This window comes from Thiomicrorhabdus sp. 6S3-12 (assembly GCF_017571475.1).
In the GTDB taxonomy this organism is placed as follows: Bacteria; Pseudomonadota; Gammaproteobacteria; order Thiomicrospirales; family Thiomicrospiraceae; genus Thiomicrorhabdus.
This window is the reverse complement of the sequence record NZ_JAGETW010000004.1, coordinates 66,128-89,166: the sequence shown is the minus strand read 5'-3', so window position 1 is coordinate 89,166 and position 23,039 is coordinate 66,128. Positions and strand designations below refer to the sequence as shown.

The 23,039-nt window shown below is 48.4% G+C and carries 20 protein-coding genes; 12 read left to right on the top strand and 8 right to left on the bottom strand.

The window, feature by feature from the left end; translation table 11 throughout:
• Positions 1-21: 21 nt before the first annotated feature.
• Positions 22-1,152 carry an iron-sulfur cluster carrier protein ApbC gene (gene apbC / locus J3999_RS05955; protein WP_208127006.1) on the bottom strand — a complete coding sequence of 377 codons (1,131 nt, stop codon included), beginning with the start codon at positions 1,150-1,152 and terminating at the stop codon, positions 22-24.
• A 229-nt stretch (positions 1,153-1,381) separates the two neighbouring features.
• Here apbC and mutL point away from each other — a divergent pair, with 229 nt between their 5' ends.
• The 10 genes from mutL (at position 1,382) to J3999_RS05905 (ending at position 13,637) form a co-directional block, all read left to right on the top strand.
• A complete protein-coding gene (mutL, locus tag J3999_RS05950; RefSeq protein ID WP_208127005.1) occupies positions 1,382-3,322 on the top strand; it encodes a DNA mismatch repair endonuclease MutL in 1,941 nt (646 codons plus the stop codon).
• A 14-nt stretch (positions 3,323-3,336) separates the two neighbouring features.
• Positions 3,337-4,335 (top strand): tRNA (adenosine(37)-N6)-dimethylallyltransferase MiaA, encoded by a 999-nt coding sequence (miaA, locus tag J3999_RS05945; protein ID WP_371811863.1) that lies wholly within the window; start codon positions 3,337-3,339, stop codon positions 4,333-4,335.
• Positions 4,336-4,658: 323 nt separating this feature from the next.
• Positions 4,659-4,931, top strand: coding sequence for an RNA chaperone Hfq (gene hfq / locus J3999_RS05940; protein ID WP_173284851.1), 273 nt, complete (start codon positions 4,659-4,661; stop codon positions 4,929-4,931).
• Between the two features lie 111 nt (positions 4,932-5,042).
• Positions 5,043-6,383: a ribosome rescue GTPase HflX gene (gene hflX / locus J3999_RS05935; protein ID WP_208127004.1), complete on the top strand. Its 1,341-nt coding sequence runs from the start codon at positions 5,043-5,045 to the stop codon at positions 6,381-6,383.
• Positions 6,384-6,542: 159 nt separating this feature from the next.
• Positions 6,543-7,748, top strand: a complete 1,206-nt coding sequence (gene hflK / locus J3999_RS05930; RefSeq protein ID WP_208127003.1) for an FtsH protease activity modulator HflK — start codon at positions 6,543-6,545, stop codon at positions 7,746-7,748.
• Entirely contained in the window at positions 7,748-8,617 is an 870-nt protein-coding gene (hflC, locus tag J3999_RS05925) for a protease modulator HflC (RefSeq protein ID WP_173284857.1), read from the top strand. The genes hflK and hflC overlap by 1 nt, the downstream gene beginning before the upstream one ends.
• 39 nt (positions 8,618-8,656) lie before the next feature.
• Complete coding sequence (locus tag J3999_RS05920; RefSeq protein WP_173284860.1) at positions 8,657-8,842, top strand: DUF2065 domain-containing protein; 186 nt, start codon at positions 8,657-8,659, stop codon at positions 8,840-8,842.
• A 65-nt stretch (positions 8,843-8,907) separates the two neighbouring features.
• On the top strand, positions 8,908-10,074 hold the full coding sequence (locus J3999_RS05915) for an ATP phosphoribosyltransferase regulatory subunit (protein ID WP_208127002.1): 1,167 nt from the start codon (positions 8,908-8,910) through the stop codon (positions 10,072-10,074).
• A gap of 119 nt (positions 10,075-10,193) precedes the next feature.
• On the top strand, positions 10,194-11,516 hold the full coding sequence (locus J3999_RS05910; protein ID WP_173284866.1) for an adenylosuccinate synthase: 1,323 nt from the start codon (positions 10,194-10,196) through the stop codon (positions 11,514-11,516).
• A gap of 219 nt (positions 11,517-11,735) precedes the next feature.
• Positions 11,736-13,637 (top strand): SurA N-terminal domain-containing protein, encoded by a 1,902-nt coding sequence (locus tag J3999_RS05905; RefSeq protein ID WP_208127001.1) that lies wholly within the window; start codon positions 11,736-11,738, stop codon positions 13,635-13,637.
• A 96-nt stretch (positions 13,638-13,733) separates the two neighbouring features.
• Here the strand turns inward: J3999_RS05905 and J3999_RS05900 are convergent, their stop codons facing one another.
• The 4 genes from J3999_RS05900 to J3999_RS05885 all read right to left on the bottom strand — a co-directional run bounded on the left by J3999_RS05900 (position 13,734) and on the right by J3999_RS05885 (position 16,791).
• Complete coding sequence (locus J3999_RS05900) at positions 13,734-14,018, bottom strand: cupin domain-containing protein (protein WP_243755331.1); 285 nt, start codon at positions 14,016-14,018, stop codon at positions 13,734-13,736.
• A gap of 56 nt (positions 14,019-14,074) precedes the next feature.
• On the bottom strand, positions 14,075-14,773 hold the full coding sequence (gene hflD, locus J3999_RS05895) for a high frequency lysogenization protein HflD (RefSeq protein ID WP_208127000.1): 699 nt from the start codon (positions 14,771-14,773) through the stop codon (positions 14,075-14,077).
• 56 nt (positions 14,774-14,829) lie between these two features.
• Positions 14,830-15,951: a tRNA 2-thiouridine(34) synthase MnmA gene (gene mnmA, locus J3999_RS05890; protein WP_208126999.1), complete on the bottom strand. Its 1,122-nt coding sequence runs from the start codon at positions 15,949-15,951 to the stop codon at positions 14,830-14,832.
• A gap of 105 nt (positions 15,952-16,056) precedes the next feature.
• On the bottom strand, positions 16,057-16,791 hold the full coding sequence (locus J3999_RS05885) for an rRNA large subunit pseudouridine synthase E (protein WP_208126998.1): 735 nt from the start codon (positions 16,789-16,791) through the stop codon (positions 16,057-16,059).
• Positions 16,792-17,042: 251 nt separating this feature from the next.
• Here J3999_RS05885 and J3999_RS05880 point away from each other — a divergent pair, with 251 nt between their 5' ends.
• A complete protein-coding gene (locus tag J3999_RS05880) occupies positions 17,043-19,268 on the top strand; it encodes an NADP-dependent isocitrate dehydrogenase (RefSeq protein WP_208126997.1) in 2,226 nt (741 codons plus the stop codon).
• 224 nt (positions 19,269-19,492) lie between these two features.
• Here J3999_RS05880 and J3999_RS05875 read toward each other — a convergent pair whose 3' ends face one another.
• From J3999_RS05875 to J3999_RS05865, 3 genes are all read right to left on the bottom strand, one after another.
• Positions 19,493-19,906: an H-NS family nucleoid-associated regulatory protein gene (locus J3999_RS05875; protein WP_208126996.1), complete on the bottom strand. Its 414-nt coding sequence runs from the start codon at positions 19,904-19,906 to the stop codon at positions 19,493-19,495.
• A 512-nt stretch (positions 19,907-20,418) separates the two neighbouring features.
• Positions 20,419-21,135 carry a YebC/PmpR family DNA-binding transcriptional regulator gene (locus J3999_RS05870; RefSeq protein WP_208126995.1) on the bottom strand — a complete coding sequence of 239 codons (717 nt, stop codon included), beginning with the start codon at positions 21,133-21,135 and terminating at the stop codon, positions 20,419-20,421.
• A gap of 76 nt (positions 21,136-21,211) precedes the next feature.
• Complete coding sequence (locus J3999_RS05865; protein WP_208126994.1) at positions 21,212-21,778, bottom strand: alkylphosphonate utilization protein; 567 nt, start codon at positions 21,776-21,778, stop codon at positions 21,212-21,214.
• Between the two features lie 265 nt (positions 21,779-22,043).
• Here J3999_RS05865 and J3999_RS05860 point away from each other — a divergent pair, with 265 nt between their 5' ends.
• Positions 22,044-22,952, top strand: coding sequence for a DnaJ C-terminal domain-containing protein (locus tag J3999_RS05860; protein WP_208126993.1), 909 nt, complete (start codon positions 22,044-22,046; stop codon positions 22,950-22,952).
• The last annotated feature ends 87 nt before the right edge of the window (positions 22,953-23,039 follow it).

Below are 23,039 nucleotides of genomic sequence, written 5' to 3'. Positions count from 1 at the left end.
TGCAAAAGAGGCGGGCGTCGATCAGGTGTTTTGGATCACGATTTCCGGGAATACGCCGGCGTAGTTGCGTTTTTTGACCCCGATCTGCGCGCCGATCTGGTGTGCGATATTACGGTATTTACCGGCAATTTCGCTCCCCGGTTCGGCTGTGACCGTTGGAGCCCCTTGATCGGCTTCTTCGCGGATGCGTTTATCCAGAGGCAAGGCGCCGAGGAAATCGACATGATATTTTTTAGCCATCTCTTCGCCGCCGTTCGAACCGAAGATCGCTTCTTCGTGGCCACATTGCGAACAGATATGTGTACTCATGTTTTCGATAATGCCGAGAATCGGAATTTCAACCTTCTGGAACATCTTCAGGCCTTTTTTGGCGTCGATCAGCGAGATCTGTTGCGGAGTAGTGACGATCACCGCACCGGTAACCGGAATCTGCTGCGCCAGCGTCAATTGAACATCACCGGTCCCAGGAGGCAGGTCAATAACCAGATAATCAAGCTCGTCCCAGTTGGTTTCTTTGAGCAGTTGAGTCAGTGTCTGGGTGACGATCGGGCCGCGCCAGATCATCGGGGAATCTTCGTCGATCAACGCGCCGATCGACATCGCCTGCAGTCCGTAAGCTTCCAGCGGTTGCATGCTTTTGCCGTCTTTGGTCTGCGGTTTATCCTTGATGTTGAGCATGGTCGGGATACTCGGGCCGTAGATATCGGCATCCAGAATACCGACCTGTGCGCCTTCCTGTTGCAGGGCCAGAGCGAGATTGACTGCCGTTGTCGATTTGCCGACACCGCCTTTACCGGAGGCGACCGCGATAATGTTTTTGACGTTCGGCATTGGCGTAGTGCCTTTCTGAACATCGTGGGCAACGATTTCGGTTTTGAATTCGATGCTCACCGTCGAAATGTCGTCCAGTTGTTTCAGACAGTGACTCAGGTTCTGTTCGATGGAAGGCCACAAACTCTTGCACGGATAAGGCAGGCTGATTTCGAGCGTGATTTCATCGCCTTTGAGGTGCATGGCTTTAAGGGCTTTCAACTCGATCAGGTTCTGCTCGGTGTGCGGCAGATTATAGGTTTTGATCTGCGCCTCGATCGCTTCCTGGAGTTCTTCGCTGATTTTGGATGCGCCGCCAAACAGTTTGCCTAAAAATCCCATGTCTGTATCCTTTTGTTACCCAGCGTCTAAGCGTTTGTCCGCTGACTGAAATACCTAAAATATCGGTCGATTAAAAAACTGCGTATTTTAACAGTTTCCGGCAACGAATGCTTTATGCATTCTATGGGATGTGACGCTTTCTCCCGGGAAAAGGACGTTATAATAAGCCGCTTTGAAAATAGAAAATCTTTCGAGAAGAATCAGCGGCAAAGTTTTTGAGAGTGGATATATGAGTTTATTAGCCTGGTTGGCAGAATATCAGACCCATGCACCGATCCGTGCGATTGAAACCCTGCCGGGGAATCTCGCTGACCAGATCGCCGCCGGAGAGGTGGTGGAGCGACCGGCATCTGCGGTCAAGGAATTGCTGGAAAATGCATTGGATTCTGGCGCGGATCAGATTGAAATACACCTTCAGGAAGGAGGGAATCAGTCGATCGAAGTAATTGATAACGGCCGGGGGATTCCAAAGGAAGAGCTGTTGCTGGCGGTGAGTCGGCATGCAACCAGTAAGATCTATTCGATGCAGGAGCTGGTTGCGGTTAGATCGCTCGGTTTTCGCGGCGAGGCGCTGGCCAGTATCAGTTCGGTTTCGGACTTTACTCTGCGCAGTCGTACGGTGCACGATAAAAGCGCCTGGCAGATCAGTGCGCGCGGTGACGGCAACTGGCATGGTCCGGAGCCATCGGCCGGTCAGCAGGGGACGTCGGTAAAGGTAAACAACCTGTTTTTTAATACCCCGGCGCGAAAAAAGTTTCTCAGAGCCCCGCGCACCGAGTTTCTGCAGATTGAGCAGTTGGTGAAACGCATTATCCTCAGTCATCCGCAAGTCGGTTTCAAGCTGGTTCACAACGGAAAGATGGTACGTCATCTTCCCGCCTGTCAGGATGAGTTAAGCTTGCAGAACCGTTTGAAGAATCTTTTGGGACAAGAGTTCGTCGAGCATTCTCTGGAAATCGAATTCAATACCGATGACTGGCATTTGACCGGTTGGGTCGGTCTGCCAACTTTCAACCGCTCGCAGACCGATATGCAGTACCTTTTCGTTAACGGACGCGTCGTCAAGGATCGCAATCTCTCTTTTGCACTGAAGCAGGCGTATGCCGATGTCCTGTATCACGGGCGTCATGCCGCTTATGTACTGTTCCTGAATGTGCCGCCGGAACAGCTTGATGTCAATGTACATCCGGCCAAGCACGAAGTACGTTTTGCCCGTAACCGGGAAGTGTATGACTTTTTACGACGTTCGGTACGCGATGCGGTCGGCAAGCCTTTGGCGGCTTCGGAAAGTCTTCAGCCCGGCAGCGGGAAATCACTGGGAACTGCGCAGGATTTGAACCTTAAACCCGAAGCCAAGCCGATGCATTTGAATTTTACGCAAAGGTATGACAGCGCTTCAGCGGACGAACTTGAAGCGGCCAGGCAGTTTCAACAGCCGCTTGTTTCCTCTTTTGGGGCGCGTAGCGAACAGGCGCGGGATCTTTCCAGGCTGATCGAAGAGCGGCGTTTCTATGGAGAAAATCAGGTCCAGGAAGCCGAAGCTGCGGTTTATCATAGCGAGTCAGCCGGTGACGAGGAAAGTCCGGTGCCGCCATTGGGCTTTGCCAAGGCGCAGCTGCACGGTGTGTTTATCTTGTCGGAAAATAGGCATGGACTGGTTTTGGTCGACATGCATGCGGCACATGAAAGAGTGGTTTATGAACGTTTTAAACAGCAGTGGAGGCAGCTCAGATTACAAAGCCAGCCGCTGTTGGTTCCGATGGCGGTCACGCTGGATGTTTCGCAGGTTCTGGTTTGGGAAGAGTTTGAAAAGACATTTAGTGACCTGGGATTTGAGCTTGAGGCAATGGGGCCCGAACAGCTGAAAGTTACGGCGGTACCTGCTCTGTTGGCCAAGTCGGATGTGGTTCGTCTGCTTAAGGATATGCTGGCGGATTTTGCCGAATTCGGTGAGTCGAGTGTTGTCGAAGAACGTATCGACAGTATTCTCTCTACCATGGCTTGTCACGGCTCTGTGCGTGCCAATCGCAAATTGACGGTACCGGAAATGAACGAGTTGCTACGCCAGATGGAACAGACCGACAAGATCGATCAATGTAATCACGGACGTCCGACCTGGGTTCAGTTGTCTATGGAACAACTCGATAAACTGTTTATGCGCGGACAATAGCTTGGTGGCTTAAGGTGAATGAATTCAAAGAGTTAGATTGTAGTTATTGCAGTGATTCTCAAGAGTTGCTGTCTCGCTTGATTGCCGAGAAAAAAGTCTTGGCCTTAATGGGGCCGACGGCTTCCGGTAAGAGTCAGTTGTCGATGGCGCTGGCGCATTGTCTGGAAATTGAAATTATCAGTGTCGATTCGGCGCTGATTTATCGGGGAATGGATATCGGTTCAGCAAAACCTTCAGTCGAAGAGCTTGAAGCGGTTCCGCATCATCTGATCGATATTGTCGATCCGGCCGACTCTTATTCCGCATCGGAATTTGTCGAAGATGTTCATCGCCTTGTTGCAGAAATATTCAGTCGAGGTCGTTTGCCAGTCATGGTTGGTGGAACTATGATGTATTTCAACAGTTTGCAGCAGGGTATGAATGAATTGCCTCAGGCGGATCCGGCGATTCGCGAAGATTTGCAGCGGCAGTGGCGGGAAGATCCGCAGAGTCTGCATGTTCAATTGGCAGAGATCGATCCGGTTTCTGCTCAGCGCATTCATCCGAACGATCCGCAGCGCCTGATTCGCGCTCTGGAAGTTTATCGAGCTTCCGGTAAGACGTTGACCGAACTGCGCGCCGAGCCGACCAAAAAAGCCTTAAGCGCATTCACGTTACTAAAAGTGGGGTTGATTCCTGAAAACCGTGCGCAACTGCACCGGCAGATAGAAACGCGCTTTATGCAGATGCTGGATGCAGGCTTTATCAAAGAAGTTGAAGCTCTGCGTACAAGCCCTGAACTGCATGAAGAGTTGCCTTCAATACGTTGCGTCGGTTATCGCCAGGCCTGGAGTTATCTCGAGGGTGAGTACGACTACGAAACGTTTGTGCATAAAGGGGTGGTGGCGACGCGCCAGTTAGCGAAGCGTCAGTTGACTTGGCTGCGCAAGGAAGAGGGTATGCTGGTAATCGATCCGTTTGCGACGACATTGCAACAGCGTTTAGACAGTGTTTGCCGACTTTTAGGCCAGTGATGGATTTGTCAATGTGCATGTCGGCGGACGGATTTTTACAGTCTGTCAGAAGGTGTCGCAACCCTTAACTGGTAGGGGTATCAGTTTTATTAATAAAATTTTTAATAGCGTATGTTATCCTCTTGCTGTTTAATACGTAAAAATATCGCGAAAACACCTTAACTACGGTTTTTTGCAGGGTTAAATCCTTAAAAAACAGTCAGTTTTCGGTTTTTACAGGTTAAACTAGACCCGGGTTGCGAAGAATGGATTCGTGACGGCGTTCTTTCAGTGAAAATGTGACTGAAAAAAAACAATAAAAAATAACAATAATAGGAATCAGGATGGAGAATAAAAAAGTGACTAAGGCACTGCCGATTCAGGACCCTTATCTAAACGCGCTTCGTAAAGAGCGTATCAATGTTTCGATCTATTTGGTAAATGGTGTCAAACTTCAGGGTAAAGTGGATTCGTTCGACCAGTTTGTAGTGCTTCTTCGATCTAATGTTACTCAGATGGTATACAAGCATGCCATCTCTACGATTGTGCCAATGCGTGATCCGAAACCTTATGAGTTCGGTCACGAGCAGAACGCCAATAACTCTGAAGGCGAATAAGCCGATCCCGCGCGATTTGATTCCCTTAATTCTCCGAGTGTTCAACAAGTTTCTGTTGCTTTATAATAGCCGCCCTCTAAAGGCTAGGATTCAGCCAGCAACGGAAACTTAATGGAATTATTTGATCGTCTAGAAAGACGTGAACTGGAACGAGCGGTTCTGGTTCACGTTGACTTCCACAATGAAGCCGACCGAGAAGAAGTCGATGAACTCTACGAGTTAGTCGAATCTGCCGGTGCGGAAATCTGTACTCTGGTGACAACCAAACGCAGTCACCCCGACCCTAAGTATTTTATCGGTAAAGGTAAGGCCGAAGAGATTAAGGATGCTGTCGAGCTTTTTGATGCCGATGTCGTCATCGTCAATCATGCCTTGACCCCGGCTCAGGAACGTAATCTCAGCGACTATCTCGAATGTCAGGTGTTGGATCGTATCGGCCTGATTCTGGATATCTTTGCGCAAAGAGCGCGTTCGCATGAAGGGAAGTTGCAGGTCGAGCTGGCACAGCTGAAACGCATGGCTACACGTCTTGTACGTGGTTGGAGTCACTTGGACCGTCAGGGCGGTATCGGCGCGCGAGGTCCGGGGGAAACTCAGCTGGAAACAGACCGCCGTCTGGTTCAGGGGCGAATCAAGCAGCTCGAAGCGAAAATCGAAAAAGTTCGTAAACAGCGAGATCTTGGGCGTCGCTCACGTAAACGTTCGGAATTACCGACGGTCACGATTGTCGGTTATACCAATGCCGGTAAATCAACGCTCTTCAATTATCTGACGTCGGCCGGCGTCTATGCGGAAGACCGTCTGTTTGCGACGCTGGATTCGACTTTGCGTAAAGTTCGTCTGCCGGGTGCCGGTGAAGTGATTTTTGCCGACACGGTTGGTTTTATCCGCCATATCCCGCACGATCTGGTCACTGCTTTTCGGTCGACGCTCGAAGAAGCCCGTGAAGCCAGTCTGTTGATTCATCTGATTGATGCAGCAGATCCACATCGCGAAGAGAAAATTGCCGATGTCGTCGAGGTAATCGCCGAGGTCGGTGCGCAGGATGTACCGCAGCTGATGATCTTTAATAAGATTGATGCACTTGAGCCGTCTATGGAACCAAAGGTCGATTACGACGAAGACGGCTATACACCGAAAAGGGTTTGGATTTCCGCCAAAGAGGGGCAGGGAATCGAGCTGATGATGGACGCGGTTGCCTCTTTTTTCAAGGGGCGCTTCTATACGGTAGAACTGGTGCTGGATGTAACGGCCGGTAAGCAGCGTGCTCAGTTGTACCAGCTGGGCACTATTCTTGAAGAAGGTTTTGATGAGCAGGGGAACAGTCTGTTTAAAATGAGCCTGACAGAGCAGGAATGGAATACTATTAAAGAGTGGCCGCAGTTTATAAAAGCTGAGGTCCTTGAGGAGCAGGAGTCATCGGAGGGTAACCTTGAGTTAACGGCCTTATAAGGAGGTTGTGAGTCTTAATAAAATTCCTTAATAGATGACTTTTGCTTTTAGACTATCTACAATAGTCGAACTCTTGTCGAAATTTGCTCAAAAGTACTTAATGATAAGTCGTGAGCAGAAGGGCAAACGATTTAAATGCTAACGCATGGAGAAGGTTGAATGGCTTGGAATGAACCAGGTAAACCAGGACAAGATCCCTGGGGTAATTCAGGAAATAATGGCGGCGGTAACCGTAAACCGAATCGTGGCGGAGACGACGATCTGACAAAGCTGCTGAAAAAGGCGGCGGAGAAACTGAACGGCGGCGGCTCTTCAGGTGGAATCGGCGGAATCGGCGGAACAGCTATTTTCGCAGTTATTGTTGTTGTCTGGTTGCTTTCCGGTATTTACATTGTCGATCCTGCTGAACGCGGTGTTGTCACACGCTTCGGTGCTTATGTTGATGAAACCAAAGCGGGGCCGCACTGGCATCTGCCGTATCCGATTGAGAACGTGACTATTGTCAACGTGGATCAGATCCGTACCGCTGAAATCGGTTACCGTTCCGATGTCCGTAACCGCGCCGGCAATGTTCCGAATGAGTCTTTGATGCTGACAAAAGACGAAAATATTGTCGATCTTAAGATCGCCGTGCAGTATCAGGTACGCAGTGCCAACCAATATCTTTTCGAAACAGCTGATCCGGATCCAACACTGCGTATGGTTGTCGAAAGTGCCTTGCGTGAAGTGGTCGGTCAAAGCCGTATGGACTTTGTCTTGACCGAAGGGCGTAACGAAGTGGTTGCTCGTGTACAGGAATTGGCGCAAGAGCGATTGGATGCCTATACTACCGGGTTGCTGATTACCTCGGTCAACCTGCAGGATGCACAGCCACCGGAACAGGTTCAGGCGGCATTTGCCGATGTGGTCAAGGCGCGTGAGGACCGTGAACGTCTGATTAACGAAGCTGAAGCCTACTCTAACGAAATTTTGCCGATTGCCCGCGGTAAGGCGGCACGTCAGCTGGAAGAAGCCAGCGCGTATCACGATCAGGTGATTGCACAGGCAAAAGGTGAATCATCACGCTTTACCAGCATTGTCAGCGAATATAAGAAAGCTCCGGAAGTTACCCGTAACCGCTTGTATATTGATGCGGTATCAAACGTACTGGGCTCGACTTCGAAGATTTATGTCGGTTCTTCGGATGCCAACAATCTGCTTTATCTTCCGCTGGATAAAATGGTTGGCTCCCAGCAGATGAGAATTCAGCCGAATATGGATACCACTGCTGCACAAACTCAGAGTTCGAACAGCACCAGTACGAATACAACCAGCAAACCGACTTCGAATATACGCGATTACCTAAGAAATAGGGAGCTACGTTAATGAAAGCAGTCTTATCGATTTTAGTTGCCGTAGTGTTGTTTATCGGCAGTAGTTCCGTTTATATCGTTAATCAATGGGAAACCGCAGTCGTTCTACGTCTGGGTGAAATTGTCAAAGCGGATGTTAAACCTGGTCTGCATTTCAAAATGCCATTCGTCAACAACGTTCGCCGCTTCGATTCGCGTTTGCAGACACTGGATTCTGCGCCTGAACGTTTCCTGACCAGCGAGAAGAAAAACCTTGAGGTGGATTCTTTCGTACGTTGGAAGATCCAGGATGTTGCCAAGTTCTATACCACTATGAACGGAGATTTCCGTCTGGCGGGTATGCGTCTTGGACAGATCGTTAAAGACGGCTTGCGTGCCGAGTTTGGTAACCGTACCGTTAAGGAAGTGATTTCCGGAGAGCGTGTCGAGATTGCTCAGAAGATCAAAACCGCTACCGCGAAAACCGCTGAGTCTTTCGGGATCGAGATCGAAGACGTTCGTATTAAACGTATCGATCTGGCGCAGGATATTTCCGAGTCGGTTTACCGTCGTATGGAAGCCGAGCGTAAGCGTGTTGCTAAGGATTTGCGTTCCAAAGGTGCCGAGGCAGCGGAAAAAATTCGCGCCGATGCGGATCGTCAGCGATCGGTTATTCTTGCCGAAGCATATTCCCAGGCTGAGATTATTCGAGGTGAGGGGGATGCTCAAGCCGCGGATATTTACGCCAAGGCGTATAACCTAGATCCTGAGTTCTACTCTTTCTATCACAGCATCAATGCTTATCAGAAGTCGTTTAAGGATAAGTCAGATGTGATGGTGGTTGATCCGAACTCGGATTTCTTCAAATACTTTAATAACCGTGCCCAGCCATCCGCTGAGTAATATCGAGAAGGTGGGGTAACCCACCTTTTTTATGGAATCATGTTAGAGACGTTACTGGCCGCCATTGCTCTGGTCTTCATTCTGGAAGGCCTGATGCCGTTTGCCTTTCCGCATTTCTGGAAAAAGGTTATGAGTGAAGCGGTTATGCAGCCTGAAAATGTCTTGCGGATAATGGGTTTGATCTCCATTGCCATCGGCATGATTCTGCTACTAATTTTTAGTTAAGCGGACGAAATTGTTTTACAATACGTCGGCTCAGACAAATTTAAGAGATTTAAAAGAAGTTCACAATGCAACAATCGACGTGGTTCACGCCTGAAGGCCTGGAAGACCTGTTACCGCCTCAAGCACAAAAGCTTGAATTTTACCGCCGCCAGTTAATCGATGGCTTTCACCTGTCCGGTTATGATCTGGTGTTGCCTCCGCTAGCGGAATTTACCGATTCTCTATTGACCGGTACGGCTCGCCATATGGCGATTGATACGTGCCGTTTCACCGATCAGGAAAGCGGTCGTATGATGGGGGTTCGTGCGGATATGACTCCTCAGGTTGCGCGTATTGTTTCCAACCGTCTGAAGGCGCAGGGAGAAATTTCACGCCTGTGCTATGTCGGTGAGGTTCTGAAAACCCGCAATAATAAAGCCAAAGGTTCACGCAGCCCGATTCAGGTCGGTGCGGAAATTTTCGGTCACAGTGGCCTGGACAGTGATATCGAAATTGTCGAGTTGATGCTGGAAAGTATGAGTCGCATGAAACTGGATATCAAGTTGAGTCTGGGGCATGTAGGCATTGTGGATGAATTGATTGCGTTGGCGGGTCTGAATGCTAACCAGTCCAAAGATTTGATTGATATTCTTGAGCGCAAAGCGATTCCGGAATTCAACGCTTTTGTCGCAGAGCATTTGAGTGACAGCGAATGGGCGCAGCGTTTCAATCAGCTATTGGCGTACTGCGGCAACGCACAGGATGTGATCGGTAAGGCTAATGCAGGTTTTGCCGGTCTTTCGTCGGCAATGGATGATTATCTGAATCACTTGCAGGGCATGATCGATCACCTGGGCAAGATGCATTCCGTTGATATTCATTTGGATCTGGCCGACATTCGCGGTTACCAGTATCACACCGGAATTATTTTTGCGGCCTACAGCGCCTGCGGTTTCCTGCAGCCGATTGCCAAGGGCGGTCGATATGATGATATCGGTGCCGATTTCGGCCTGGCCCTGCCGGCGACCGGTTTCAGTCTGGATTTGCGCGGGGCGCTGGATCTGTTGGAAGACACGGATGAAACGGCTACACAAACCGTCTATGCTCCTTGCGATTCGGATGTTGATCTGCAAGTCGCCATCCGTCAGTTGAAACAGCAGGGCATCAAAGTAATCAAATCTTATGATGCCGGACAAGTACCGGCCGGAAGCCAGCAACTTGTCAAAGAGAATGATGCCTGGACGGTGAAGTAAGGTTTCAGGTAATTAATGCTACCGCTGTAAAGCAGCCTTGCAACAGAATTTGACAGAGAGGCCTCGGCAAAATGCCAGCGCCTCTCTTGTTTTGTAAACTTAAGCTAAGAAGAAAAATTATGACCAAACGCAATATCGTTGTTGTCGGCACTCAATGGGGTGACGAAGGTAAAGGAAAAATTGTTGATTTGTTAACTGACCGCGTTGCGGCAGTGGTTCGTTTCCAAGGTGGGCATAATGCCGGCCATACCCTGGTAATTGATGGTCATAAGACAGTTTTGCATCTGATCCCTTCCGGAATCCTGCGTGAAGAGGTTGAGTGTTTTATCGGTAACGGTGTTGTACTGGCTCCGGATGCCTTGCAAAAAGAGGTTGCTCAGCTTGAAGCGGGCGGTCTTCAGGTTAAACAGCGTTTGAAGATCAGTGACGCTTGTCCTTTGATCCTGGACTACCATGTCGCTTTGGATCAGGCGCGTGAAGCGGCACGTGGTAAAAAAGCAATCGGTACTACCGGTCGCGGCATAGGTCCGGCGTATGAAGATAAGGTTGCTCGCCGCGGTCTGCGTGCCGGAGACTTCCGTAATATGGAAGCCTTTAAAGCAAAACTGCAAGAGACGCTTGCGTTCCATAACTTTGCGCTGGAAAACTACTACAAGACTGATCCGGTAGACTTCGACGAGTTGTGGGACAAGTGTCAGGATTACGCAAATCTAATCGTACCGATGCTGGCTGATATTCCGAATCTGATCGATCAGTATAACCGCGAAGGTAAAAACCTGATGTTTGAAGGCGCTCAAGGGACGCTTCTGGATATCGATCAGGGAACCTATCCGTACGTAACTTCTTCCAATACTACCGCCGGTGGTGCAGCTGCCGGTGCCGGTATCGGTCCGACTCATCTGGATTATGTATTGGGTATCACCAAAGCGTACGCAACCCGAGTCGGTGGCGGACCTTTCCCAACCGAATTGTGTTACGACTGTGTAACCGATGAAGGGGATGAAACCGGTAAAGAGTTGGGGACTCGCGGTCATGAGTTCGGTGCAACTACCGGACGTCAGCGTCGCTGCGGTTGGTTCGATGCGGTTGCATTGCGTCGTTCGGCGCAGATCAACGGCTTGACTGGTATCTGCCTGACTAAACTCGACGTTATGGATGAACTGGAAGAGGTTAAAATCTGTGTTTCCTACAACAAAGATGGCGAAACACTGATGCTACCTCCGTCAAGTGCCGACGAATACGAACGTTGCGAGCCAAATTACATTACTCTTCCGGGTTGGAAAACCTCGACGGTCGGTATCGCTTCCTGGGAAGCACTGCCTAAAGAGGCCCAAGACTATATTCGTTATCTGGAAAAAGAGGTCGGCGTTAAAGTATCGATCCTTTCAACCGGACCGGACCGCGCGGAAACATTGGTACTGGACGATCCTTTCGAAATCTAATTCAAATCCCAACAGATTTTCGATCTCAAAAACCCAGGTTTATGCCTGGGTTTTTTGTTTTTGGCCGTAATTTTTATATGGATTTCGGCAAAGTCATTTTATCTGTACTCTTTTGCGCAGAAAGCCGCTCCGTTTGGCGTAAATATAATGAAACGCCGCGCTGAGATTGGTATCATAGCAGGACTTTATTTTGTGTATTTTGCTAACGAAGGAAAGCGCATGTTACAAGCAATTCGAGATCGTGCCCAAGGCTGGATCGCTTGGGTGATTATCGGAATTATTATCTTGGTTTTTGCTCTATTTGGTATTGAACAATACGCTCAGGGAGACAAAAGTGTCGATGTCGCCGAAGTCAACGGAGAAAGTATCGGTAGTGGTGAGTTTCTGACGCTATACAATGCGCAAAAACAGCGCCTTCAACAGCAGTTCGGTGATATGTACGACACCGTCGTTAAGGATGAAGACCTGCGTAACCAGGTACTGGATGCGTTGATCGAATCGAAGTTGATCGAGCAGTGGGCCGATTCCCAAAAGATGGTCATTTCCGATCCTCAGCTTGCGGCAGCAATTCAGTCCGCTCCGGTGTTTCAGGAAGAAGGCAAGTTTTCCGATAAGGTTTATAAGGAAATTTTGAGTCGCAACGGTTTCAGCGTCGCGCGTTTCGAACATGAACAGCGTCAGTTCCTTCTGGAAAACCAGTTCAATAATCTGCTGATGAGCTCAAGTTTTGCAACCGATGCGGAAGTGTCTCAGCTTGCTGAATTACAAGCGCAACAGCGTGAAATTAATTACATTCGTGTTGATCAGCGTCCGTTTATGGATCAAGTGACTGTCAGTGAACAGCAGGTCGCTGAGTATTTCGAAGCCCATAAAGCCGATTACATCGAATCTGAGAAGGTTAAAGTTGATTACATTGACCTTTCCCAGCAGCAGATCGCCAAAAATATTGCAGTCACCGACGATGCGATTGAAGCGTTCTACAATCAGAACAAATCACTGTTTACCACACCTGAAAAACGTCAGGCCAGTCATATTCTGATTCGTACTCAGGAAGGTGAAGAATCCGAGCAGAAAGCGTTGGAAAAGATTAATGAGATCAAGACCAAGCTGGATGCAGGCGAAGATTTTGCCGAGCTGGCAAAAACCTATTCCGAAGACCCTGGCTCGGCTTTATCCGGTGGTGAATTGGGCAGTTTCGAGCAGGGAATGATGGTTCCGGAGTTCGATCAGGCAGTCTTCTCGATGCAGGTCGGTACGATTTCTGAACCGATTAAAACCGAGTTCGGTTACCACCTAATTAAGTTGGAGAAAGTTCAGCCTCAATCGGTTAAACCGTTAGCTGATATCCGAGATCAGGTTGTGGCCGAATATCGTAACCAGGAAGCGGAAAAGCAATACTACGATCTTCTCGATAAGATGAATACGATGGTTTATGAACAGCCTGATACTTTACAGCCGGCTGCAGAAGCCTTGGGTCTTAAGGTTCAGAGCAGTGAATTCTTCGGTCGTCATGGTGGAGTGGATGAGCTGACGTCCAATCCGAAAGTATCTCAGGCGGCGTTTTCGAACGATGTTCTGAAATCCAAACTGAATTCTACAGCAATTGAGTTGGGTAATAACCGCGCGGTGGTACTTCGTGTCAATACTTATCAGGAAGAGCGTCAAAAGGCTCTGTCCGAAGTAGCTGACGAAATCAAACAGCAGCTGGTGCGTGAGGCGGCGGTTGCCGAATCGTCTAAACTGGCGGATTCTCTACTGACGAAAGTACAGCAGGGCGAGTCTCCCGAATCATTGATGAATAACGGTATCGAATGGCATACCGTCGGCTGGGTTGGACGTGATTCGAAAAACATTTTGCCGCAGATGCTGGCTGAAGTTTTCAAAATCAAGAAGCCGCAGAACGGCGAGTCGGTATGGCATAAATATCAGCTACAGACCGGCGATAGTGTTCTGATTCAGCTCAAAGGTGTGAAATCTCAGGAATTAACCGCTCAACAGCGTGATAACCTTAAGAACGCCTATCTGGAGTTGAACGGTAATGCCGAGTTGGCGGCGCGTCTGAACGCACTTAAAGCGAGTGCCGATATTGAGAAGCTGAAGGTCTATCAGACACTGAAGTAAGCTTGTTTCAGGTTCTAAAACGAAAAAACCCGCTGATGCGGGTTTTTTTATATTCTGAAAACAGGGTTATATAACGAGGATAAAGCCTTACAGCGATTAATAAAAGTTATAGTGTTTGCGAATCGGCTTGGTTACATGCCATTCGCAGGACATGCCTTCAGGAAAAGTGACCAGATCGCCGGCTCGGATGAGTACGGCATCGCCGTTTTGCGGAGTAACGGTGACTTCGCCTTCCAGAATCAGGCAGACTTCTTTGGCGTCGTAAGTCCAGGGAAAGCGCGAGACCTCTTTTTCCCATATCGGCCAGTTTGCGCAGCCAAATTGTTGCAGGGTTTCTTGATCCGGGTTGTGGACGACTTCAATTTTCATATCGGTTTGCATATAAGTTCCTATTTTTTCAATACTTGGTTATGTTGTACCGTAAACGCGCCCAATAATTAGTGTTGATCGTCTTCCCGGTCCGAGAACAGGTTGGTAATTTTGTCGCTGGATGAGGTATTCGTTTGAGGGCGATACAAAATTTTGGCGTCCTGCAAATACTTTTTGCGCGACCAGATCAGGTTCCAGCGCGTGCCGCCGACCTGATACCATAAAAGTGTCGAGCGAATACCCGCCAGCAGCAGGGCACGAATCTTATTGGCGATGCGCTGATTGCCCAAGTAATTATGATGTCCGTTGACCATAATTCTTGGCTGAAGGTTGCTGACATTTTCCGTATAGGCTCGGGCGATGGTGGCAATCATATTCTCATGCAGATCGCCGAAGTGTTCCTGTTGTGCTTTGGCAGTATCCAGCACTGTGGCAATCTGGTTCAAAGGAGTTTCCTGTTGTTTGAGTTTCTTAGCCAGAATCATCAGATTCAAGACATAACGGGTAATTACCAGATTGCGGTTTTCAGAGGCCATGTCCGCCTTCATCTGAGCGAGTAAGGTTTCGACACCGAGTTGAAGGTTGTCGGCCGTGTCTCCGAAAACATTTAAGGTACTGCTTGGATTGTCTACAAAGAGCGATTGGATACTGGCGGCAAAAGCTTTGTCATCGGTTTCTCCTGTACTTGCCAGATCGTGAACCATTTTGGCACATTGATAGATTCCGACTAATGCCAGAGTCCGATCCTGTTGGCTGTAATCGCTCATAAGTCTCCTTTGCCTGTGTTTTTATGCATGCTCGTTTTATAGCGGATCTTGCCGTTTTAGTCCAGCGTGGCGGCATCCGCCTGATGCAGTCGCTGTTCGATTACACCGCCGCCGAGACATTCATCGCCGTTATAAAATACCACCGATTGTCCCGGTGCGATCGCTGTTTGATCCTCGTCGAATTCGACCAGAATACGGCCGCCTTTTTCTTCGATGATGCGACATGGCTGTTCCGGTTGACGGTAGCGGATTTTCGCCTTCAGTGGGTGGTTGATCGTTGGCGTTTCACCGCTGACCCAGTCAAGTGTTCCTGCGACCAGATAGCGATGCTGAAGCAGTGGGTGTTCTTTGCCCTGTACTGCTATCAATCGGTTGTTCTGTAGATCTTTATCCGCGGCATACCATGGATCGTTGCCGTGACCATGACCGCCACCGATTCCCAACCCCTTACGTTGGCCGAGCGTATGGTACATCAGGCCGTCGTGTTTACCGATTACATTACCCTGGTCGTCGACGATGTCTCCGGGCTGTGCAGGAAGGAAACGCTGCAGGAAGTCTTTGAATTTACGTTCGCCGATAAAACAGATTCCGGTGCTGTCTTTTTTATCATGGGTGATCAGCCCGGCTTCTTCCGCCAGACGGCGAACATCCGGTTTATTCAGTTCTCCGACCGGGAATAGCGATTTTTGCAACTGGTGTTGCTGCAGGGTATATAAGAAGTAGGTCTGATCTTTATTATCGTCAAGTCCCTTAAGCATATGACACTGACCGTCTTCGTCACGGGCAATGCGCGCATAATGCCCGGTGGCGATGTAATCCGCGCCCAGTTCCATGGCATGCTGTAGAAAGGCTTTAAACTTAACTTCTTTGTTGCACAGAATATCCGGGTTTGGCGTGCGTCCAGCAGCGTACTCGCTTAAAAAGTGTTCGAAGACATTGTCCCAGTAGGCTTTGGAAAAGTTTTCGACATGCACCGGAATATCCAGTTTTTCAGCGATTGCCAGTACATCTTTAAGATCCTCTGCCGCCGGGCAGTAGTCTTCGGTATCGTCACCTTCCCAGTTTTTCATAAACAGGCCTTCAACCTGATAACCCTGCTGTTTGAGGAGCAGTGCCGCAACGGACGAATCTACGCCGCCCGATAATCCGACAATGACTTTTGTTGCTGAGTTATCCATTTTTTGATCCTGTTGCTGATAGAGTTAATAAAAATGCGCTTATTTTAACAGATGCGGCAAACAGCAAAATACTGTGCTGAAAAAATTCCCGGATGAGTGGCGTATTTATGACTTACGACGGCGCTGCTGATTGTTAGCCCTGTCTCCGGACTGCTTACGCCGCGGTTGTGCGTTTTTTGTCGAGTGTCTTTTATCGGAACGACGGCCAGGAGGCGTTCTGTTACCGGGAACTTTTTTTTCGCTGTCGCTGAGAAATCCTGCCGGCAGAGCGCTTTTAACCTCATCAAGACTCAGAGCGAGCGTTGCGCCGGGTTCAAGGTTCCCCAGTTTCCACGGGCCTATAGCAACACGGATCAGACGCAAGGTCGGAAAGCCGACCGCAGCGGTCATTCGTCTGACCTGACGGTTCTTTCCTTCCCTGATGGTCAATTCTAGCCAGGAAGTCGGGATGTTTTTACGCTCTCTGATTGGTGGGGTTCTCGGCCACAGCCATTTGGGTTCATTGACCTTTCGCGCTTGTGCGGGCTGAGTTTTACCGTCTTTTAAAACAACACCTGACTGTAAGCGGGATAGTGCCTGAGCGTCGATCTCGCCTTCGACCTGTACCAGATAGGTTTTGGGCAGTTTAAATTCCGGGTCGGCGATTCGCTGTTGCAGTTTGCCGTTATCCGTCAAGAGTAGCAGACCTTCGGAGTCCCGGTCGAGGCGTCCGGCAGCATAAAAGTCTTTCCGATCGATAAATTCTGCCAGAGTCTGACGTTGCTCGGCCAGATCGCTGTGATCGGTAAACTGGCAGAGAACATTGTAGGGCTTGTTAAAAAGCAGGATGGATATCGACATGAGCGGGGGATTTTGAACGTTAAATTAAACTGGAAAACAAATTATAAAGCTTCCGGGGATTAAGCTTAAATTTCTTTAAGATGAAATATTGCCACGGGGCGCTGCAAAGACGCATTTTATGGGGACTTTGACTGAAGGTTTCCTTAATTTTTACCCGTCCGTGCGGTAAAATGGAAAAAATTTATCTTCAAGGAAAGGGGCGGAGAAATTTGATTCGCGCCTTACTCAGTCAAACTCTAGGAATTATTTGCATGACAGATCAAGCTAAAATCATCTATACACTGACCGACGAAGCGCCAATGCTGGCAACTTTCTCCTTTCTGCCGATGGTACAGGCCTTTACTCAGGCGGCTGACGTTGCAGTGGAAACCCGCGATATCTCACTGGCGGGACGAATTCTTGCTAATTTCCCGGAATATCTGACAGAAGAACAGCGAATCGGTGATGCTTTGACCGAACTTGGTCAGCTGGCGCAAACGCCGGAAGCCAATATCATCAAGTTGCCGAACATCTCCGCTTCGATTCCTCAGCTGACCGCTGCAATTGCCGAGTTGCAGGCTAAAGGTTACGCGCTGCCGGATTACCCGGCCAATCCGAGCAACGACGAAGAGGAAAAAATCAAAGCGACTTATGCCAAAGTTCTCGGTTCTGCGGTTAACCCGGTATTGCGTGAAGGTAACTCTGACCGCCGTGCACCGGCTTCGGTAAAAAATTACGCCAAGCAGAATCCGCATTCGATGGGAGCCTGGATTAAGGAGTCGAAAACCAAAGTGGCGCATATGTCCGAAGGTGATTTCTACGGTTCCGAAAAGTCGATCACCTTGCCGGAAGCGTCGAATTTCCGTATCGAATATGTCGGTGAAGACGGTTCGGTAAAAGAGTTAAAAGGTACCGCGCCTTTGCAGAAAGGTGAAGTTCTGGATGCATCGGTCATGTCACAAGCGGCACTGCGTAAATTCCTTAAAGAGGCGATTGCCGAAGCGAAAGAGCAAAATGTTCTGTTCTCTCTGCATATGAAAGCGACCATGATGAAGGTTTCCGATCCGATTATCTTCGGACAGGCCGTAGCGGTCTTCTTTGAAGAGGTCTTCAACAAACATGCCGACACTTTCGCGCAGCTGGGTGTCAATCCGAATAACGGTTTGGGCGATGTTTACGCCAAAATCGCCACTTTGGATGAAGCAAAACGATCAGAGATCGAAGCAGATTTGGCTGCGGTGATCGAAAACGGTCCGGATATCGCGATGGTGGATTCTGATAAAGGGATTACCAATCTGCACGTTCCTTCGGATGTGATCGTCGATGCTTCCATGCCGGCGATGATCCGTAATTCAGGGAAAATGTGGAACAAAGAGGGACAGACTCAGGATACGATTGCAGTCATTCCGGATCGCTGTTATGCCAGCGTGTATGAAGAAACTATCCGTTTCTGCAAACACTATGGTGCTTTTGATCCGACAACCATGGGAAGCGTGCCGAATGTCGGTCTGATGGCTCAGAAGGCCGAAGAGTACGGTTCGCATGACAAAACTTTCCAGGCAGAAGGCAAGGGCGTGATTCGCGCGGTGAACGATGCCGGAGAAGTGCTGCTGCAACAGAATGTCGAGCAGGGCGATATTTTCCGTATGTGTCAGGCTAAGGATGCGCCGATTCAGGACTGGGTTAAACTGGCCGTATCTCGCGCCCGCGCAACCGGTGCGCCGGCAGTTTTCTGGCTGGACAGCGAACGTGCGCACGATCATGAACTGATTAACAAGGTTAACGAATATCTGGCGCACCACGATGTAAGCGGTCTGGAAATTCATATTATGGCGCCGGCCGAAGCGACTCGTTTTACTTTACGTCATGTTAAAGACGGTAAAGACGTTATCTCGGTTACCGGTAATGTTCTGCGTGACTACCTGACTGACCTGTTCCCGATTCTTGAGTTGGGAACTTCGGCGAAAATGCTGTCGATTGTCCCTTTGATGAACGGCGGCGGTCTGTTCGAGACCGGTGCCGGCGGATCGGCACCTAAACACGTCCAGCAGCTGGTTAAAGAGAATCACCTGCGTTGGGATTCTTTGGGCGAATTTTTGGCCTTATCGGTTTCTCTGGAACATCTGGCACAGAATTTCGCTAATCCGAAAGCTCAGGTTCTTGCCGAAACACTGGATCGTGCCACCGGTTCTTTCCTGAATAACAACAAATCACCATCTCGTAAAGTAGGTGAGTTGGATAACCGCGGTTCGCACTTCTATCTTGCGATGTACTGGGCTCAGGAACTGGCTGCGCAGGATCAGGATGAGGATCTTAAAGCACGATTTGCTCCGGTCGCCGAGGCAATGGCGGCGCAGGAAACACAGATTGTTGAAGAGTTGAACCGTGTTCAAGGGCAGGCCGTCGATCTGGGCGGTTATTATAAGCCGGAGCAGGATAAAGCTTCAGCGGTAATGCGTCCAAGCGCAAGTCTGAACGCAATTATCGACGGAATTTAATTCCTGTCGGTGATATTTCAGAGTGATGTCTGAAATTCGGACAATAAAGCGGCCTTGAGCCGCTTTTTTTGTCGCTATATTTTAGCTGTCGATTAACCATTGATTAATTATCGGTTAAACGTTGATGGTGTATCGATGTAAAAAACTATTGGCAATGCAGAAGACAAAAAAACCGGGAATTATCCCGGCTTTGTTTGCATTGATTGAATGCGCTAAGCGCATTTTTATTTAATCAGACAACTCTCTTTTGAATTTCCCTGGTCAAAGTATTTTTGGAATACTTTTGGCGCACGACCACGGCCAGTCCAGAGATGTTCCTGTCCGTTTTCATCAAGGATTCGATATTTCGGTTCAACGGTGCGTGTAGCAGGCTTTTTCGCTGTAGTTTCGACGGCATCCATATCCAAAAGGTCTTCAACCGACAGTCCCTGTTCGCTGAGCAAGCTTTTCATCTCTTCGATTTTGGCTATTTTCTGCTGTTGTTCGGCTTTTTGTTGTTCGATTTCCTGTTCACGCTCAGCAAGCAATTCATTGATGTCGCTAGCCAGTTTCTGTAAATCATTCAATCCAAGGTTTTTTACCGCTGCACGCAGGCGTTTGCGATGCATGGCGATTTTGATAAATTCGTTTGAATCCATTTGTTTACTCCCAAAACGGTTTATTTGTTATTCCAAAATTTATTGTTTATTTTTATTTTTTCTTCGTTTTACAGTACGAAAAATTGAAGTTTATTCTAACGAATAATTAAAACAAAATAAAAGTGATTTAAATCAATTTAATTAGCGTTTTTAATTATTAATATCGGTTTGTTTTTGCCTTCTATTACGGAAATATCATTGATCCTGGTCACTAATTTAAAGGCTGATATTTTATAACCGAATAGTTAGTTACCAATAAATATAAACTTAATTAGACCGGAGAAAGTTAGGAGATAGCGGTTTGCCGATAGTCTTTGCAGCCTGAGTTATTCCTATTTACATAGAGCTTACCGCTAGAGAAAAGGGGGGGGCACGCTTTAGCGGTGCTTGGATGCGGGTCTTACAACAGTTTTTCGGAAGTGGACTGTTTTTTGAATTGATTGCGGTGCGGAGGGGAAATTCGGAAATAAAAAAACCCGGATAACCGGGTTTTATTTTACTGTCTGCGAATTTTAAAATTCGGCATCGTAATAGATGTTTTGAACGTCGTCGACATTTTCCAGAAGATCGATGAATTTCTCGAACAATTCAAGGTCTTCACCGTCGATCTGTTTGGTCATTTTCGGAATGAATTGAATTTCATCGACTTCAAATTCGATGCCGTCGAAGTTTTCCATCAGCGCTTTTTTAGCGTTGTTGTATTCGTTTTGAGGGACGAATACAGTGATCTTGCCATCTTCCGCTTCAACGTCGCTGACATCGACATCGGCCATTAACAGCGCTTCAAGAACTGCTTCGTCGTCTTCACCGGCAAAAGAAAGAATCGCCGAATGGTCGAACATATGGCTTACCGATCCCTGAGTACCGATTTTGGCTTTGACTTTGGTAAAGCAGCCGCGAACATCACCGAAAGTACGGTTCGGGTTGTCGGTCAGACATTCGACAATCACCATCGTGTTGGCCGGACCGTAACCTTCATAGCGCGCTACCGCAAAGTCTTCACCGCCGCCGCCTTTGGCTTTATCCAGCGCCTTGTCGATAACATGAGCCGGGACCTGTTCTTTTTTAGCGCGATCGATCAGACCAGCAAGCGCAAGATTGCTTTCAGGTTCGACACCGCCGTTTTTGGCGCACATATAAATCTCTTTCGAGTATTTACTGTAAACCTTGGCTTTCTGGTCCGAGGTTTTGGCCATTGACTCTTTGCGGTTTTGATATGCTCTTCCCATAGGGTTCTCCGATGAAGTTTTTGAATTCTGCAGATTTTACACGTTCGGCGTTATAAAACGAAAGACGTTTTATGCCTTAAGCTTTTTTGGTAAAGGCTGCGACAATGACGATCTGGCTGCCGTTGATTTTTCCTTCGATGTGCTTCGGATTGTCGGTAAGGTGGATGTTTTTGACCAGAGTTCCGCGTTTTGCGGTAAAGCCGGCACCTTTAACGTCCAGATCTTTGATCAGGGTTACGTCATCACCTTCATTCAACTGATTACCGTTGCTGTCGACGATTTTGATCTGATCTTCCGCCGCGACTATGCCTTTAAGAGCCCATTCGCGGGTAGCGTCTTCCATGTACATCATGTCCATCAATTCCTGCGGCCAGCCTTCGGAAGCGAGTTGATTCAGCATGCGGTAGGCAACGACCTGAACGGCAGGGTTCGGGTTCCAGATGGCATCGTTTAAACAGCGCCAGTGGTTGGTGTCGACAGAATCCGGATTTTCAACCTGGCTACGACAGGTACCGCAAACCAGAATTGACTCGTCTGCCGAACCGTCTGAAGGTTCAACAGCCATGACCGATAAATTTTCAGTTGCGCCGCAAAGTTCACATTTCCCTTCGCTGCGCTGCATTAGTTGTTGTTCAATGCTCATTATTTTTCTCCAACTTACCTCAAAAAATAAAGCCAATATTATGCACAATTCACGGTACTTCCGCAGGCTAAATAAACCGGGATGTGTTTATTCCCGCGAATTTAAGCTGTTTTTTAAGTATTTGTACGGTTGCCAAAGTCGATTGGCTAAAAAAGAAAATCGACTTAGAATCTGAGTGTAGAATTTATTCTTGCTATAAAATACGGTTTAGCTATGGCTTGTTTATGGCTCGTTCCGCAAATTATTCCAACGGTCGGATTTCGTTTTGATTAACCATTTTGATTCCAGTGTCGATTATTTTGCTGTTTTAGGCGTGCACTACGGTGCCTGCCCTAAAGCGGTTAAGCAGGCTTATCGGAAAATGGCACGGCGATTCCATCCTGACGTTTCAAAAATTCACAATGCGCAAGCCCGTTTCCAACAGGTTGCGGAAGCCTATGAAGTGCTTGACCGTTATCGTGACGACTATTGCCGCGCTTACGAGCAGCATACCCGGCGGCAATCGGATTTGTGGGGAGCGTCCGTTCGGCCGGATAGGTCGCATGATTTCTCCTGTGATTCAACACGACCTGGGCAAGGTTCCAGAGATGGCGAGGATTTCGTTTATCGGCAAAAGCGTAAAGCATACGGCGACGGTCAAAGCGACAGTTCGCAACGCACTTCCGAACGAGCTGATAAGCACGAGTACCGGTTTCATTTCGATAGTTACGGTCAGCGCCCTGTAGACGGCAAGCATCGCGAAGTGGTCTATCCGATGACATTGCGCTACGCGATACGCTTGTTGCGTCTGGGCAGTTTCTATATTCCGGGACTTAAGCTGCAGATGAAATTTACCCGTCAGGCGTTTGAAGGGAAAACTTTTCGCTTGCGCGGCAAAGGTTATAAAGGACTTTTTGGCGGCAAAGCAGGTGATTATCTGGTCCGTTTCAATATCCAAATTGACGAAAAGCGTTTCCGACTCGACGGTGATGATATTTATGCGCAATTTGAGGTTTCTACGCTGTTTTTGCAGCCCGGAAAAGCGCTGTATCTCGACAGTCCGAGCGGCCGGGTGGAATGGACGATTCCGGCGGATGCGGACTTCAGCGATTACATTCGCTTCCGCGGTATGGGATTGCCCGCCGACGAAGTCAATCCGCCCGGCGACCTGTATGCAAAAGTCATTCCGGTTTGAAAAGGCTAAAGGCGGCTTGAATTTTTCAATTTTGCATCCATAAAATGAGTCATACGCATAACGCATTACATATTAAAGAGAATTTAA

Coding starts and splice junctions, on each gene's coding strand:
- hflC (WP_173284857.1), top strand. CDS start 7,748: ATGAAAGCAGTCTTATCGATTTTAGTTGCCGTAGTGTTGTTTATCGGC.
- mnmA (WP_208126999.1), bottom strand. CDS start 15,951: ATGGATAACTCAGCAACAAAAGTCATTGTCGGATTATCGGGCGGCGTA.
- J3999_RS05920 (WP_173284860.1), top strand. CDS start 8,657: ATGTTAGAGACGTTACTGGCCGCCATTGCTCTGGTCTTCATTCTGGAA.
- apbC (WP_208127006.1), bottom strand. CDS start 1,152: ATGGGATTTTTAGGCAAACTGTTTGGCGGCGCATCCAAAATCAGCGAA.
- J3999_RS05880 (WP_208126997.1), top strand. CDS start 17,043: ATGACAGATCAAGCTAAAATCATCTATACACTGACCGACGAAGCGCCA.
- J3999_RS05870 (WP_208126995.1), bottom strand. CDS start 21,135: ATGGGAAGAGCATATCAAAACCGCAAAGAGTCAATGGCCAAAACCTCG.
- J3999_RS05885 (WP_208126998.1), bottom strand. CDS start 16,791: ATGTCGATATCCATCCTGCTTTTTAACAAGCCCTACAATGTTCTCTGC.
- hfq (WP_173284851.1), top strand. CDS start 4,659: ATGGAGAATAAAAAAGTGACTAAGGCACTGCCGATTCAGGACCCTTAT.
- J3999_RS05905 (WP_208127001.1), top strand. CDS start 11,736: ATGTTACAAGCAATTCGAGATCGTGCCCAAGGCTGGATCGCTTGGGTG.
- J3999_RS05875 (WP_208126996.1), bottom strand. CDS start 19,906: ATGGATTCAAACGAATTTATCAAAATCGCCATGCATCGCAAACGCCTG.
- J3999_RS05865 (WP_208126994.1), bottom strand. CDS start 21,778: ATGAGCATTGAACAACAACTAATGCAGCGCAGCGAAGGGAAATGTGAA.
- J3999_RS05915 (WP_208127002.1), top strand. CDS start 8,908: ATGCAACAATCGACGTGGTTCACGCCTGAAGGCCTGGAAGACCTGTTA.
- mutL (WP_208127005.1), top strand. CDS start 1,382: ATGAGTTTATTAGCCTGGTTGGCAGAATATCAGACCCATGCACCGATC.
- hflD (WP_208127000.1), bottom strand. CDS start 14,773: ATGAGCGATTACAGCCAACAGGATCGGACTCTGGCATTAGTCGGAATC.
- J3999_RS05900 (WP_243755331.1), bottom strand. CDS start 14,018: ATGCAAACCGATATGAAAATTGAAGTCGTCCACAACCCGGATCAAGAA.
- hflX (WP_208127004.1), top strand. CDS start 5,043: ATGGAATTATTTGATCGTCTAGAAAGACGTGAACTGGAACGAGCGGTT.
- hflK (WP_208127003.1), top strand. CDS start 6,543: ATGGCTTGGAATGAACCAGGTAAACCAGGACAAGATCCCTGGGGTAAT.
- J3999_RS05910 (WP_173284866.1), top strand. CDS start 10,194: ATGACCAAACGCAATATCGTTGTTGTCGGCACTCAATGGGGTGACGAA.